The following is a 14,263-nucleotide window of genomic DNA, read 5'->3' on the forward strand; positions in this document are numbered from 1 at the left end:
GCAGGCGGGAAAATTGACCCCCAAGTTCACTGGGGCCAGAAACCAAAAGCACGCCCCAGAATCGGAGCGTGCTTTTGGTTATACAGCAGTTTGTGGAATTAAAAGGGTGATCGCTAAAAAAGGCGCGATCGGGCATTCAAGAAAGGAATTGAAAAAGCAATTAAAAGGAAAGAAAAAACAAACAACTGAGTTTTGATTGCGCTTTAAAAACCACTCCGAAGAGCGTTTTTATTCAGATTGTTATGGTTTGTCGGTGACGAATCACCAAGCCCCTTGATCAAGATGTCTTGACCAAAGCATCTTAGCCCAATTGCCGCGATAGCATTTTCTCGACGGTTTCTTGGGTTTCTCGCAGCAAGCGATCACGGTTTTCTTCCGCTTGGCCCGATGAAGGAACCAGGTTTCGCGCTTGCAAACTCATGTGCAATTGCAATTCGGCTACATAATCGCTGAAGCTTTCACGAACCGGTGCATCGCTTTTGTGGGTCAACATCGCTACTGCCAGAGAAGTAAAACGGCGTGATTCAAGCAGGTTAGAAAGCGGAGCCACTGTCCTCAAGATCTCACCAATTTCTAATTGATGTGGTCAACCAATTCGATCATTAATTTAAGATCAATAGTTCACCGATCAACTGGCATTACCCATCAGCTTTGAGAACCGTTCATGATTAATCTGCGATTAAATTGCGATTATCTTGAACTGATCTTCCGAAGTTAATTTCAGCAAGCGAATTGACCGAAATTAAGGTTCCGAATGGGTGGGGAGATATTGATGGCGGTTGGCGCTTTGCTAACCGAGAAGAAAGTTATCACGGTGCGTTTCGGGCGGCCTCGTTCATGCAAGAAACCTTAACTTTAGAGTTAACATTTCGTTGACAACGCTGCTCAAACGCCGCTGGCCAGGGGGCGAAAACTCCCGGCCGTAGCACAATAGCCGTAAACCACTACTCATCCCCGATCGACCAAGGTGGAGCCATCTCAAGACATCAGCCCCAACAACACCGGCCCTAACGACACCAGCGGCGAAGTAATCAATCATGCAGAGGCTAACCACACGGAGACCAACCACACGGAGACCAACCACGCAGAGACCAACCACACAGAGACCAACCACGCAGAGACCAACCCGATGACCCCGACGCTGGCCGCGACGGACGGGCCCAATTTGCCTCCTTGGTTGGAGCAGGCGGCGGCCCAGTTGCTAACCACCCTGGGGCCCCAGGCGGATTCACTCGATCGCCAGCCGGAAGCCCTGACTGCGGCCCTCCAATGGCTGGGGCAACAGGGTTGGTTAGCCCTGAAAGTGCCCGTCGAGTGGGGCGGCAAAGCCCTGAACGAAGAGGAATATGGTTGGTTTCGGGAGCAACTGGCTCGCTGTTCCGGTGCTTTGGCCTTTTTGCAAGCCCAGCACCAAACCGCAGCGGCGCTGATTGCCTCCGGGGACAATGACGACCTCAAAACCCAATATTTACCGGCGATCGCGCGGGGCGATCGACAATTGGGCATCGCCTTTTCCCATCTGCGGCGGGCGGATGATCCCCCGATCGAGGGGCGCGCCGTGGCCGGTGGCTGGGAAGTTACGGGCACGGCTCCTTGGGTGACCGGGGTGGGGCACTTTCCCGAAGCGGTGTTAGCTGTGCCAACGGCGGCCGGGGTGCTGTTTGGCATTGTGCCGTTGACGGCGGTGCAATCGGGCGATCGCAACATTCAGCCGGAGCCGCCCATGGTGTTGGGAGCCATGAACGCCACCCAAACGGCGGCAGTCACATTTGATCGCTGGCTAATTCCCGAAGCGGCCGTGATTGGCCTCAAGCCGATCGACTGGATTCAGCAACTCGATCGCCGGAACGCTCTGCAAGGGGTCTACTTCGCCCTCGGTTGTACCCAAGCGGCCCTCGATCGGCTAACGGTGCTGTTCCAGGAAAAACGCCTGCTGACGATCGCCGTTGCCCACGACACCCTGCGCCGGGAGTTTGACCAATTGCGGCAACAGGTCTATGGCCGCCCGATCGACAAACCCTATGCCCAAAAACTGCAACTGCGGGCCCAGGCGATCGCTCTGATGGGCCGAGCCACCCAAGCCGCCCTCGTGGCCCAAGGGGGGCGAGGCATTCTGGCCACCAACCCCGCCTACCGCTTGCAGGGCGAGGCGAGTATCTTTGCCACCAGCGGCCAAACGCCCGATATTTTGGTGGCAACGCTGGGGGCGATCGTGGGTAAATCGCCAACGGCCCTTGATTGATGGGTTAATCAACAGTCTACTAATTAACTAATGAGTTGATTAACTGATTAACCACCTGTTAAGGCGTGGCTTCGTACCAATGGCAATCGGCACAGGGGCCACTGGGATTCACGGCACAGCGCAACTGGGGCGATCGGGCATTGAACCGACAGCTCAGATTGCCGATGACATAGCCCGCCCCTGGAATATGGGTCAGTTCCGGGGGCTGAGGCCCCGGGAAGGACGACCGGGGCGATCGGGTCGTCAGGCGGGCCCGGGCAACCGTGGTTTGCACCAGGACTTCATAGCGGCGAACGGCCCGCAGGGACAGCAACGGTGGCAGCAGGGCGATCGAGAACAGGATCAATAGCGCCAAAGCAGTAACCATCGATAACGAAGCAAGGAGTGGCACATCATCCGATCGATAGCACGCTTTTGGGAACTTGTCCGGTGCTTGGTTCCTGGCCCTGGCCTTGATCGCGCCAGTCTCGATCGCACTGGCGATCAGGCGCTGACGATCAAGCGCGTTTTTTTGCCAGTTGGCTCTGGCTAGGGTGCGCGCCAAATGCGCAGCAGTTCATTGCCACCCCGCTGAAATTCGTAGGTGGTGGGCAAAACTTCCACCCGCAAACCCCGATCGACCAAGTGATCGATCGTCAGTTGCACATGGGGCGATCGGGTCACCTGATAATTTTCCAGCAGCGGAAACACCCGCACTTCCTGCGCCACCCGGGCTAATTCCCCGATCGATTGCTGATGAAATTCCAGGGAAAATTGAGCGGAATAGGTAAAGAGCAAATGGGAGCAGAGCGCCAACTCAAACTCCCCATCCCCAAAGGGCAACTCCGGCAAACAGCATGGTTGGTAGCGCTGTTCTGGCAATCCGGCAGGAAAATCCGCCAAAAATTCCCCCATTGCTTGCAACCGATAGTCCGCCAACGCTTCCGGCGTGGGCAATTCCGCAGACCACACAAACCAATCGTGGTTTTCGTGCAATCCCGCCACGATTTTGGGACAGGTTTCCGCAATCCGTTGGGCAATTTCCGCCGCTGAAAACTGATAAATCGGGTCGCAGGAAATTACCCGTTTTCCCAACCGATGCATCGTCGCGTTAAAGCTGGCCGGCCCACCGGCACAGTCGAGGATCGATCGCTCCAAATCCTCCTCCGTGAGGGAAAACATTTGCCGATAGTCCTCAAACGATCGCCCCCAAGGCACTACCTGTGTCAGTTGAAAGGTCATATTCTGTTCACCTTTGGCTCACCCTTTCGATCAGCATTTGCATCATTTCAACGGCCGTGATTCAATTTTCAGCACCCAGCTTTTGATAGGTTCGTCGTCGCCGCGTTCGGGCCTGTCAGGTTAAACTGTTTGGGTAATCTGCAAGCACGTTGGAGTTGTAGACGCTCTGTGACCGCTCGTTTACCCGTCGTCGAATCCGCCCCAATTGTTGATCCTCGCACGGCCAGTACGGCACAGGTTCCAGCGCCCCCGGGAGGCTGGCGCGGCCTGATCGAAACCTATCGCCGCTATCTTCCCGTTACCGACTCCACGCCCGTTGTCACCCTACACGAGGGTAATACACCGTTAATTCCCGTCCCGTCCGTGGCCGATCGGATTGGGCGCGGCGTGAAAGTTTACGTGAAATATGACGGTTTGAATCCCACCGGCAGCTTCAAAGACCGGGGGATGACCATGGCCGTGACCAAAGCCAAGGAAGCCGGAGCCAAGGCGGTGATTTGCGCCAGCACCGGCAACACCTCCGCCGCTGCTGCTGCCTATGCCCGCCGGGGTGGCCTCAAGGCTTTTGTCTTGATTCCCGATGGCTATGTGGCCCTGGGCAAGCTTGCCCAAGCCCTGCTCTACGGCGCTGAGGTGCTGGCGATTCGGGGCAACTTCGATCGGGCGTTGGAGTTGGTGCGCCAAATGGCCAACGACTATCCGATCACCCTGGTGAACTCCGTGAACCCCTATCGACTTCAGGGGCAAAAAACCGCCGCCTTTGAGGTGGTGGATGCCCTGGGCGATGCGCCGGACTGGCTCTGCGTGCCCGTGGGGAATGCCGGGAACATCACCGCCTATTGGATGGGCTTCTGTGAATATCACCAGGAGCAACGGTGCCAGCGGTTGCCCCGGATGATGGGTTTCCAAGCGGCCGGATCTGCGCCGTTGGTGGTGGGTCGTCCGGTGTTGGATCCACACACGATCGCGACGGCCATTCGCATCGGCAAGCCCGCCAGTTGGGATAAGGCTCTGGCGGTGCGGGATGCCAGCCAAGGCGGCTTTGAGGCGGTCACCGATGAAGAAATTCTGGAGGCCTACCAACTGCTCGCGGGTGAAGAAGGCGTGTTCTGTGAACCGGCTAGCGCGGCTTCCGTGGCGGGGCTGCTGAAGGTGCGCGACCAAGTGCCCGCCGGGGCCACGGTGGTTTGTGTGCTGACGGGGAATGGTTTGAAGGATCCGGATACGGCCCTGAAAACCTCCCAAAATCAGTACCACCAAGGGATTGAACCGGAATTGGAGGCAGTGGCCCAGGCGATGGGTTTCTAGGACGGGTTTCTAGGGCAAGTCGATCGCCCGGCTTGATTCCTTCGTCAGTCGTTAGTCTGGCGGGGGGAATTGGCCGGGGGCCATATCTCGCGAATCAACTATTTTCGGGGCGTTGGTCATGGGGCCAGCGCCCTTTGCACTTGGGCAAAAACCGCCGCCCAATCGCCAATCTTCGGTTGGCGAAAGAGTCTGGCTGTGGGATACCAGGGGGTGCGATCGGTGTTCAGCAGCCAGCGCCAGTCGGGCACGGCCGGCAACAGAATCCAAACCGGTTTGCCGATCGCCCCGGCCAGGTGGGCTGTGGCGGTGTCTACGGTGATCACCCCATCCAGTTGGGCGATCGCTTGGGCCGTGTCCGCAAAATCCGTGAGCCGATCGCCCAAGGCGGGAATGCCCCGATCGGCGAGCCAGGCCCGCTCCTCGGGGCTGGTTTCCGTTTGCAAACTCCAAAACTGATAGCCCGGCGATCGCAGCAGGGCCGCCCATTGGGCCAAAGCGGTCGATCGCTTGCGGGCGGTGGCTCCTGTTTTGCCCGAAGCCCAAACAAATCCCCACCGTTGACCCGCTGGCGAGGCGATTGGTAAAGGTTCCGGCTCGATCGCCCCCTGAGCTGACGGTGGAAACCCTGGAAACAACGGCAGCGATTGAAGGGGCTGAAAATAGGGAATATTCGCTGGAATGGTGGCTGGCGTGGTTCCCAAGGCGGCCGGCAAACTCATCAACGGCGACCAATAATCAAACGGCGGTGGCGCTTCCCCTCGGATCACCACCTGCGCCACGCCCGCCACCGTGCCAAACAGCCGAGCCAGGGGCCTTGGACATTCCACCAGCACCCGCGCTCCCCGGGCCGCCAACAGGGGAGCATAGCGCACAAAGTTCAGCGCATCCCCAAAGCCCATATCTGAGTAGAGCAGAATGGTTTTGCCCGCCAGCGGTTGCGCTCCCGTCCAAACCGGTTGGGGAAAGGGAACCGGCGGCAGCCCCCGCGCCGTTTCCACACAAAACCAACGGTGCTCATAGTCCGCTAGGCCCTGTTCCCATTGGCCGAGGGTCATTTGCACCATACCCCGATTGGCGATCGCCTCATGGAAATCCGGCTCGATCGCCAAGGCCTGGTTATATTGGGCGATCGCGTCTTCATAGCGACCCTGTTCCCAAAGGATATTGCCCAAGCTGTGGCAGGCTTTGGCGCATTGGGGCAGCGCTGCCACCACCTGCCGGATATGAACTTCGGCGGGAATCAGGTCGCCCAGCTTTTCCAGGGCATTGGCCAGGTTGCGATGGGCATCCCAATGATCAGGATCCAGGGCGATCGCCCGTTTATATTCCGCCACGGCCGCCGGGAGCTGTTGGGCCTGTTTGAGGGCCGCTCCCAGATTGACTCGCAAGCCCGGATCCGTTGGCCGCAGGGCGATCGCCCGTTGATAGCAGTCGATCGACTGGAGCCAATGCCCCGATCGATAATAGGCAATCCCTAAATTCTTCCAAATGGCCCCATCATGGGGGGCCGCCGCCGCCATTTGTTGCCATAGGGCGATCGCCCCCGGCCAATCCCCCTGGCGAGCCAAACTCAACGCCTGATCGTGCATCATCGCCCCATGATCAGGAACGCATTGCCATCACCGGCCACCCACAGGCCACTCACCGCCATGTCCCGATCGCCACCCAAACCTTGCAACCGTCTCGCAAAAGCCTAGAACCGGCCCATTGCTTGCTAATTAGTAATCGTATTCCACGAAATCCGCCGTCCCCGGTTCCCGGCGCACCGCCTGATCCTGGCGGGCCCGAGGTAAATAGGTAGGAACCACTCGGATGGGGTGGAAGGGTTGCGGGCTGTGGGGCGGCGCGCCATAGCTCCCTCGGTTTTGCCGGGCCATGGTGGAAATCACCCCCGCCATCACAATGCTGCTGACCGTCAGCACCATGCCCCCCAGGGCCCAAAGGATGCCGTTGCCCCATTGGCCCGGGGGCTGCTGTTCGCCCCGGTTAGCCGCAATTTGCGCCAACTTGTCATCCAAGGCCATGGAAGTGAGGTTCTTTTCCTGGCCCTGTACGGCGGTGCTCAGTTTATCCACCGCCGCAGTCAGGCGCTCCCGGTCTTTGCGGTCTTCTCGCAAGTCCGCTTGAATTTCCTTCAGTTGGTCTTCGCTTTTCCGCAGCCGTTCCTCCAACTTGGCGATCGTGCTGTCGCCCGTGGGAGGGGTGGCCGCCGCATCAGCAGCACCGTTCGCGGCGGCACTGGGGCGGGCGGCGGGTGCGGTCACAGCAGTGGGCGGCGGCGAGGGCAGCATGGTCACCGTGGGGGCCGGGGGCAGTTGGCCACCCCCTTCGAGCAGGGGAACCCCGTTGGGATTTTCCGACAGCCCGGGAACCGAGGACGGAGGCGCGCCCACCGCAATCCATCCCTTCGCGACCGCAAATGCCAGCGATCCCGTAATGGCGCAGCCTGCTAAAAACGCTACTCGACCCTCGGCCATACTGATGCCTGTCTAAAACTTCTCGCCAATGCTAACTGACAATCCTGCAAAAGGGTAGACGGTCTTTTGCAGACCTGATGGGAATTTCCTGGATGGTCGATCGGGAAATTCCCGCAGCCAAGTTGACCTCGGGGGCTGGCTCGATCGGGTCTCGATCCCGATCACCTGGCTCACTCCAACTGCAACAACTCCGCAATCGCCTGGCCTTCCTCCGTGGGTGTAGCAGGCATCACCTGTCTGGCATCCGTAATCAGCCAATCGAGGGCCGCCGCCTGCACATCGATCGTCGCGCCCGTCTTATCCACACAATAGCGACCGAACACCAACTTATCCACCAGCCGCACCCCCGGGCCCAAGCGGGAATATTCAAAAATCACGCTGTTTTCCACCGTGGCCCCGCTGCAAATGTGGCAGTTTTGCCCGATCGCCGTGGGGCCAATAATCTTTGCCCCATCATCAATCCGGCTCATGCCCCCGATATACACCGGCCCTTGGATCTCCACCTTGTCCCAGTTGACCGCCACATTCAGCCCCGTATAAACCCCCGGGCGCACCTGTCGTCCAGGAATGGCCACGTTTTGCACTTCCCCTAACAGCACACTGCGAATGGCCCGCCAGTAGTCCGGCACTTTGCCAATATCAACCCACTGAAAATCCATGGTGATGCCATAGAACGGCGCACCCATTTCCACCAGTTTGGGAAACAGGTCGCCCCCGATGTCATACTCACAGCCCGGGGGAATGTAGTTGAAAATTTCCGGCTCAAAGATATAAATCCCGGTGTTGATGCTGGTGCTGAGGGCTTCTTCCACGGCGGGTTTTTCCTGGAATGCCTTGATTCGGCCGTCCGGATCCGTCAGCACCACCCCATAGCTAGACACCTCATCCCGGGGTACGGATTTCATGACGATCGTGGCTAGGGAGCCTTTGGCCTTGTGGAATTTGACGGCGGCGGTCAAGTCCAAATCAATCAGCGCATCGCCGCAAAGCACCACAAAAGTGTCATCAAAGAAGGGGGAGAAGTCTTGGATTTTGCGCAGGCCACCCGCAGATCCGAGAGCTTTGCCAATCAGCTCGCCGTCTTCGACAAATCCTTCAAAGGAATAGGCAATTTCGACCCCAAACCGTTGGCCGTCACGAAAATAGTCTTCAATTTCCTTGGCCAGGTGGCTGACGTTCACCACCACTTGATCAAAGCCGTGTTGGCGCAAAAGCTCGATCAGGAATTCCATCACTGGCTTTTGCAGGATGGGGATCATCGGCTTGGGCACGGTGAAGGTGATTGGCCGAACACGCGTGCCTTTGCCTGCCGCAAGGATCATGGCTTTCATGGTTTAGCTGGCTTCTCCCCGGGAATGCTTCACGTTTTATTTAACGGTGCGATCGTGGAATCAGCAAGCCAAGGGAAATGGGCGAGGCTTGCCGGATTCCGGCGTGGTTTATTTGGTTTTCGACACTGTAGCGCTTGCCATGGGGTTCGCGAAAGAGAGCATGTGACCGATCGAATCGGGATTACTGAGGTCTTTGGCGGAAACTGCGGCCGGTTTTGGGGCTGTGGGGATGCGTTTGATGGAAAGGGGGCGAGTTTTTGTGGAATCTTGGCTCGAAACTCAACCGAATTGAATCTGCATTGGATCTGAAACTAAATCTGAATTGAACCTGGGATTGGATCTGAGATTGGAGCTGAATGGGAACTGTTGGGCAAAGGCAGGGATAGGGAATGGCGTTGGATGCAGTTGTGTTGGGGAAGTTATACGCCACCTTGGCCGGTGGGGTGGGCTTGGGGGTGCTGTTGGGCCGCTGGCTACCGGCGCGGGTGTCCGGGGCGATTGGGCAAGGGCTGTTTTGGGTAGGGGTGCCCCTGAGCTGCGTGGCCTTTTTGCGCCAAACGGATCTGAGCGGCCAAGCCTGGTTGGCTCCCTTGGTGGCTTGGGGGGCGATCGCCCTGGCCGGTTGCCTGGCTTGGGGATGGTTGCACTGGCAAGGGGTGACCGCTCCCCAACGGCGAGCCAGCTTTTGGCTGGGGAGCATGTTTGGCAACACGGGCTATTTGGGCTTCCCGATCGCCTTGGCCCTGGTGGGGAGTGGGCAATTTGCCTGGGCCCTGTTTTTTGATGTGGCGGGCACAACCCTGGGGGCCTATGGGGTGGGTTCGGCCCTGGCGGCCCGGCTGGGGGGACAATCCAGCGACGGTTGGGGCATGGTGCGGGCGGGGTTGGTGAATCCGACGGTCTGGGGGGCCCTGGCGGGCTTGGGGTCGCGATCGATCGCCCTGCCCCAGGTGATCGATCGGGGACTGACGGCCATTGCTTGGACTGTGGTGGCCCTGGCCTTGGTGTTGATTGGAATGCGGCTCAGTCAGTTGCGTTGGGGCAATGCCACGGCCCCGGCGATCGCCCTGTTGGTGATCAAAATGGCGATCGTGCCCCTGGTGGTGGGGTTGGCCCTGCGGGGTTGGGGATGGCAGGGGCCGACCCTCTTGGTTTTGGTGTTGCAGATGGCCATGCCCCCGGCCTTTGCCTGTTTGGTCATTGCCGAAGCCTACGACCTCGATCGGGACTTGGCCGTGTCCAGTGTGGCCCTGGGAACCCTGGCCTTGCCCTTCACCTTGCCCCTTTGGCTTTGGCTGTTTGGGGCTTAGGGGTCGTGGGGGCAAGGGCCTGAAGCCCCTTGTCTTCGTTGATTGCTGGGGCTTACGGAGTGGACATTCTGGCTGATCAGGCATCCTCTCAGGGGATGGCTAGGGGCGGTGACCCGTCACGATATAGGAGGCCCGTTGGGCAATATTGGTGGCATGGTCGGCCATGCGCTCAATGTGGCGAATGGTCAGCACCATCAGCAACACCGGCTCGATCGGCCCCGGCACATCCCGCTGCGTGGCCAACAGGCTATAGAGGCGATCGTAGGCCTCATCCACCACATTGTCCGCCGCCTGGAGCCGGGCCCCCGCCTCCGGATCTGGTTCTACCAACGCCGCCAAACTCATGCCCAACATGGTTAGGGTTTGGCGAGCCATGGCTTCCACCTCCTCCAAATGGGGATGGGGCCCATAGGGAAACAGGCGCACCGCAATGTCCGCCAAATCCTGGGAATAATCGCCAATGCGTTCCAAGTCCCGCACCAACTGCATCAGGGCACTCAGCCAGCGGCAATTTTCCGCCACCGGAGCGTTCAGGGTCATGGTGACCACGCAGTCGAGTTCAATTTGGCGATAGAACGCATCGATGCGGTCTTCGAGGGCATTAATCCGCTCGATCGTGGATAGGTCGCGGGCAAACAGGGCTTGCTGAGTGAGGCGAAACGAATCCTCAACCAGCGCTCCCATCCGCAGCACATCTTGGCAAACTCGCTTGATTTTGCGCTCGATCGCCGTCGGTTTGGTGGCCGCACCCGAAGCAGTGGAAAACAAAGATCGTTTCACGTCTACAGCAATCATGGAACCTTCATAAACAACGGAATGAATCAACAGCTCGCCCCAACCCTACTTTGGAAACCGTGATGATTGGCTCAGAATGATTTCCTTTTGAATTTAGGCGTTGCTCAGCAATGAAACCACCAACCCAGTTCTATTGAGAACATCTACTTCAGGAAATCAAGACACCAACCCCCAAGAAGCCTTAGAGCCGCATTGATCGATGAAAGAAGGTGTTGAAAAATAGATAAATCACTGATGGCGCAACTTGAAAAAAGTAAAGACTCAAAACCAGGAATTGCACCATGGATTCTTGATGAATTGCTGGTTCTTAGTTGGAGGGCTGGCAAAGAAAGATGAGTGCGGCTTAGAGGATGTTTAAAAAGTATTCTTTGGCACGGGCAAGCACCAATAGTCGTGGAAACAAGGGGCTTAAGCCCCTTGTCTAAGTCGATCACTGGGGCGTACAGAGTAGCAATTTTGGCTTTTCAGACATCCTCTTAGGGGCTTGGCGCTTGGCTATGAATATTTTGGGCAGAAATTCGGGCAGAAATTTTGAACAAAGCCGATCGCGCCGAGAGTTTGATGACTAGGGAAAGGCTGATCCAAAAGTACTGGAAAAATTTCCGGGAAGTTTCTGGGAAGCTGCTAGGCAACGGACAGAAATAGAATTAGGGATTGCTGGGTCAAACTCCAATCAATCTTGATGGATTTGACAATTTTTGAGCGATCGGGAAGATCGCAAGGAATGATGACGAAACATCGACTGGGGTGATTAATGATTCATACTTAATGACTCATGCTGTTGTCTGATCAAAGGTTCATGAAAGGACAATCTGCGAAAGATCAATCTAGGATTAATCAAGGCTGCCATTGGACTAATTGGCGATTGTCTGATGGATAAGGATTGGAATAAAAATGCCTCGGTAAAAAGGGGAATGGAAATGAGAAATTAATGGATGCATGTCAAAAGATTGCCTTTCCTTTATATCTTATATTTTCTTAAGATGGGGGTTCCAGCTCAGAAGTTTAGTGGGAATTTAACCAAACTTTAGTGGGCTGATCTGCCGCAATCCCGGGAAGAGTCGCCCCTGAGATGATTGTTCAAAATTTCTGCACTGGTTGGGGTGCTGTTGGCTACCAAACAACTCGATCGCCCCGGTTGTTGGTGTTTTTGGGGATTGCGCCCGATCGTCAAGCGCTACAGATCATCCAGGGGTTGACGGATGGCCCGAATCGGCAGGGCCACCCGCAGCCTTGCGCCGCCGGTTTTGGGGTCGTTGCTGCCGGTAATTTGTCCCCCATGGGCGATCGCAATTTGCCGGGCGATCGCCAACCCCAGGCCGCTGCCGGTGCTGGGTAACTGGGGCGCAATCATGGCATCGGTTTCGCGGGTGCGGGAAGCGTCGCCGCGATAGAGCCGCTCGAAAATGTGAGGTAAATCCGTGGGCGAAAATCCGGGCCCCATATCGATCACGTCGGCATAGGCCCAGGTGGCGATCGGGTCATTGTCTGGGTCGGGGGAGTCGCTGGCCGCTTGGGGGTTGGGCTGGGGCGCTCCGGCGGCCCAGTGCGGGTCAGACTCCGAGGCGCGATCGCCCGACTGGCTCGCCAAACCCAGTTCCTCCGCCAATTCCTCCGCTAACTCCTTGGGCGGTTGGGGCAAGGTCAAGGCCGGCGCATCTTGGGAAATGTGCAGCCAAATTTGCCCACCTTCCGGGCTGTACTTAATCGCATTGTCCAGCAGATTTAACAGCAGCCGATGGAGCTTGGCCCGATCGCCCTGGAGCCAAAGATGATCTAACCCATCCCGATCGAGCACCAGGGCCACCGATTTTCGTTCCGCCAAGGGTTCCACCGACTGCCAAGCCGCCTGGGCCACCTCCACCAAGTCCAACACCTCCAGGCGCAAAATTTGCCCCGGATTCTGTTCCATTTGGCTCAAATCCAGCCAATCTTGCACAAAGCGCACCAGCCGTTTCACTTCCGGCATCGCCCGATCGACCCAATGACTCAAGGGCGGTTCCAGTTGCTTTTGCAGGGTTTCAAACACCAATTGAATGGACGTGAGGGGCGTGCGCAACTCATGGGCCAAGTCATTGATCCACCGGTTGCGACTGCGGGCCAAATCCACCATCTGTTGGCAATTTTCCACAAAAATCGCCACATGACCATGGGGCAGCGGAATTCCCCACCCCCGCAGGGCCAGCCCCACCCCCTTGGTGGCGGTTCCCGGCCCCGGCAATGGCGGATCGATCGTCCCGTGGTCGCTGAACTCCGGGCCCTCCGTCGGTTCCGTGGGTTCCGGCCGTGGATCCCCATAAAAAGTCCAGTCCCGTTGGCAAGTGAGCCGGCCCCGCCGGGTTTGTTGCACCAACTGATCCAAATCGTAGGAGCGCACCACCTCAATCAAGAGCCGGTCTTGGCTGGGTTGCCACTGACGGATGGCGAACAATTCCCGGGCCCGATCATTGCACCACCGCAGGCCATCATCGCGATCGACCCACAGAAAGGCGATCGGAGCCGCCGCCAGGGCCTTCTCCCAGATTTCGAGCTGAGACTCCAGGGCCACTTCCCGATCGAGCGCCGCCACCACCCCGCGCCGCACTAAGGACTCCAGCCCCAACGGAATCGCCACCTCATCGGCCAAAATGGGCGCAAAAAGCTGCATCAGGCGAGAACGCAGCCGCGCCTGTTGCCACACCCCAACCCCTAGCCCCAGTCCTAAACCGACTAGGACACTAACCAAATCGATAGCCAAAGCCGCGAATGGTGACGATGTATTCAGGCGTGCTGGGATCTAGCTCAATCTTTTCTCGCAGCCAGCGGATATGCACATCAACGGTTTTGCTGTCGCCAATGAAGTCAATGCCCCAAATGCGCTCCAGCAATTGCTCCCGAGACCAAACCCGCCGGGGATGTTGCACAAACAATTCCAGCAGTCGAAATTCCTTCGGTGACAGGTTCACCTCCTGAGTGCGCACCACCACCCGGCATTCCTGGGGATACAGTTCAATATCCCGATAGCGCAGCACTTCCGGCTGGGCCGCGCTCACGATCCGATTGCGCCGCAGCAGGGCCCGACAACGAGCCACCAACTCCCGCATACTGAAGGGCTTCGTGAGGTAGTCATCGGCCCCCACTTCCAGCCCCAACACCCGGTCGGTCTCGCTGCCCTTAGCACTCAGCATCAAAATCGGCACGGGATCTTGGCGCTGGCGCAACAGCCGACACAGATCCAGCCCATTCACCCGGGGCAACATCAAATCCAGAACAATCAAGTCGGGCGGGCGGTTCATGTCGCCGGGATTGTTCAGATTCAACAGGTTCAAGGCCGCAGCCCCATCGGCCGCCACTAATACTTCATAGCCCTCGTCGCGCAGGGCCGCGGCAACCATATCGCGAATCAGTTCTTCGTCTTCAACAATCAGGATGCGGCTGGGTTGCCCCGCATCCAGGGGATTAAATTTCAGGGCGCGATCGCTGGCCAGCATACGGTGAAATTCTTGAGGAACAGATTCGGCGGTGATGAATCGATCGAGCAGTGAGGTGGCGTGAGCGAACCCTCGCAAAGCACCAGAACAGCGCCAAACTAGCGCTAAA

General features: G+C 57.8%; 13 protein-coding genes. 4 read left to right on the top strand and 9 right to left on the bottom strand.

Going from position 1 to position 14,263, the window contains the following annotated elements:
• The first annotated feature begins 13 nt into the window (after positions 1–13).
• Positions 14–196, top strand: a complete 183-nt coding sequence (locus AC2IAX_RS13060; RefSeq protein WP_494387865.1) for a hypothetical protein — start codon at positions 14–16, stop codon at positions 194–196.
• Between the two features lie 105 nt (positions 197–301).
• Here AC2IAX_RS13060 and AC2IAX_RS13065 read toward each other — a convergent pair whose 3' ends face one another.
• Positions 302–493 (bottom strand): hypothetical protein, encoded by a 192-nt coding sequence (locus tag AC2IAX_RS13065; protein WP_099533076.1) that lies wholly within the window; start codon positions 491–493, stop codon positions 302–304.
• A gap of 474 nt (positions 494–967) precedes the next feature.
• On the opposite strand from AC2IAX_RS13065, the gene AC2IAX_RS13070 reads away from it, so the two are divergent.
• Positions 968–2,242 (top strand): acyl-CoA dehydrogenase family protein, encoded by a 1,275-nt coding sequence (locus AC2IAX_RS13070; RefSeq protein WP_494387866.1) that lies wholly within the window; start codon positions 968–970, stop codon positions 2,240–2,242.
• 58 nt (positions 2,243–2,300) lie between these two features.
• On the opposite strand, the gene AC2IAX_RS13075 is transcribed toward AC2IAX_RS13070, so the two are convergent.
• Positions 2,301–2,609 (bottom strand): DUF6464 family protein, encoded by a 309-nt coding sequence (locus AC2IAX_RS13075; RefSeq protein ID WP_494387867.1) that lies wholly within the window; start codon positions 2,607–2,609, stop codon positions 2,301–2,303.
• A 161-nt stretch (positions 2,610–2,770) separates the two neighbouring features.
• A complete protein-coding gene (locus tag AC2IAX_RS13080; RefSeq protein ID WP_494387868.1) occupies positions 2,771–3,463 on the bottom strand; it encodes an SAM-dependent methyltransferase in 693 nt (230 codons plus the stop codon).
• A 204-nt stretch (positions 3,464–3,667) separates the two neighbouring features.
• On the opposite strand from AC2IAX_RS13080, the gene thrC reads away from it, so the two are divergent.
• On the top strand, positions 3,668–4,771 hold the full coding sequence (gene thrC, locus AC2IAX_RS13085) for a threonine synthase (protein ID WP_494390385.1): 1,104 nt from the start codon (positions 3,668–3,670) through the stop codon (positions 4,769–4,771).
• 116 nt (positions 4,772–4,887) lie between these two features.
• On the opposite strand, the gene AC2IAX_RS13090 is transcribed toward thrC, so the two are convergent.
• From AC2IAX_RS13090 to AC2IAX_RS13100, 3 genes are all read right to left on the bottom strand, one after another.
• Positions 4,888–6,363: a tetratricopeptide repeat protein gene (locus AC2IAX_RS13090; RefSeq protein WP_494387869.1), complete on the bottom strand. Its 1,476-nt coding sequence runs from the start codon at positions 6,361–6,363 to the stop codon at positions 4,888–4,890.
• Positions 6,364–6,489: 126 nt separating this feature from the next.
• A complete protein-coding gene (locus tag AC2IAX_RS13095) occupies positions 6,490–7,248 on the bottom strand; it encodes a hypothetical protein (RefSeq protein WP_494387870.1) in 759 nt (252 codons plus the stop codon).
• 170 nt (positions 7,249–7,418) lie between these two features.
• Positions 7,419–8,579: a nucleotidyltransferase family protein gene (locus AC2IAX_RS13100; RefSeq protein WP_099533069.1), complete on the bottom strand. Its 1,161-nt coding sequence runs from the start codon at positions 8,577–8,579 to the stop codon at positions 7,419–7,421.
• A gap of 389 nt (positions 8,580–8,968) precedes the next feature.
• Between AC2IAX_RS13100 and AC2IAX_RS13105 the strand changes: the two genes are divergently transcribed.
• Entirely contained in the window at positions 8,969–9,889 is a 921-nt protein-coding gene (locus AC2IAX_RS13105) for an AEC family transporter (RefSeq protein ID WP_494387871.1), read from the top strand.
• A 99-nt stretch (positions 9,890–9,988) separates the two neighbouring features.
• On the opposite strand, the gene phoU is transcribed toward AC2IAX_RS13105, so the two are convergent.
• The 3 genes from phoU to AC2IAX_RS13120 form a co-directional block, all read right to left on the bottom strand.
• Complete coding sequence (gene phoU / locus AC2IAX_RS13110) at positions 9,989–10,684, bottom strand: phosphate signaling complex protein PhoU (RefSeq protein WP_494387872.1); 696 nt, start codon at positions 10,682–10,684, stop codon at positions 9,989–9,991.
• A gap of 1,177 nt (positions 10,685–11,861) precedes the next feature.
• Positions 11,862–13,421 (bottom strand): ATP-binding protein, encoded by a 1,560-nt coding sequence (locus AC2IAX_RS13115; RefSeq protein WP_494387873.1) that lies wholly within the window; start codon positions 13,419–13,421, stop codon positions 11,862–11,864.
• Positions 13,402–14,151 (bottom strand): response regulator, encoded by a 750-nt coding sequence (locus AC2IAX_RS13120; protein ID WP_099531549.1) that lies wholly within the window; start codon positions 14,149–14,151, stop codon positions 13,402–13,404. Before AC2IAX_RS13120 ends, AC2IAX_RS13115 begins: the two co-directional genes overlap by 20 nt.
• Positions 14,152–14,263 lie beyond the last annotated feature (112 nt).

This window comes from Limnothrix sp. HT2024 (assembly GCF_059138625.1).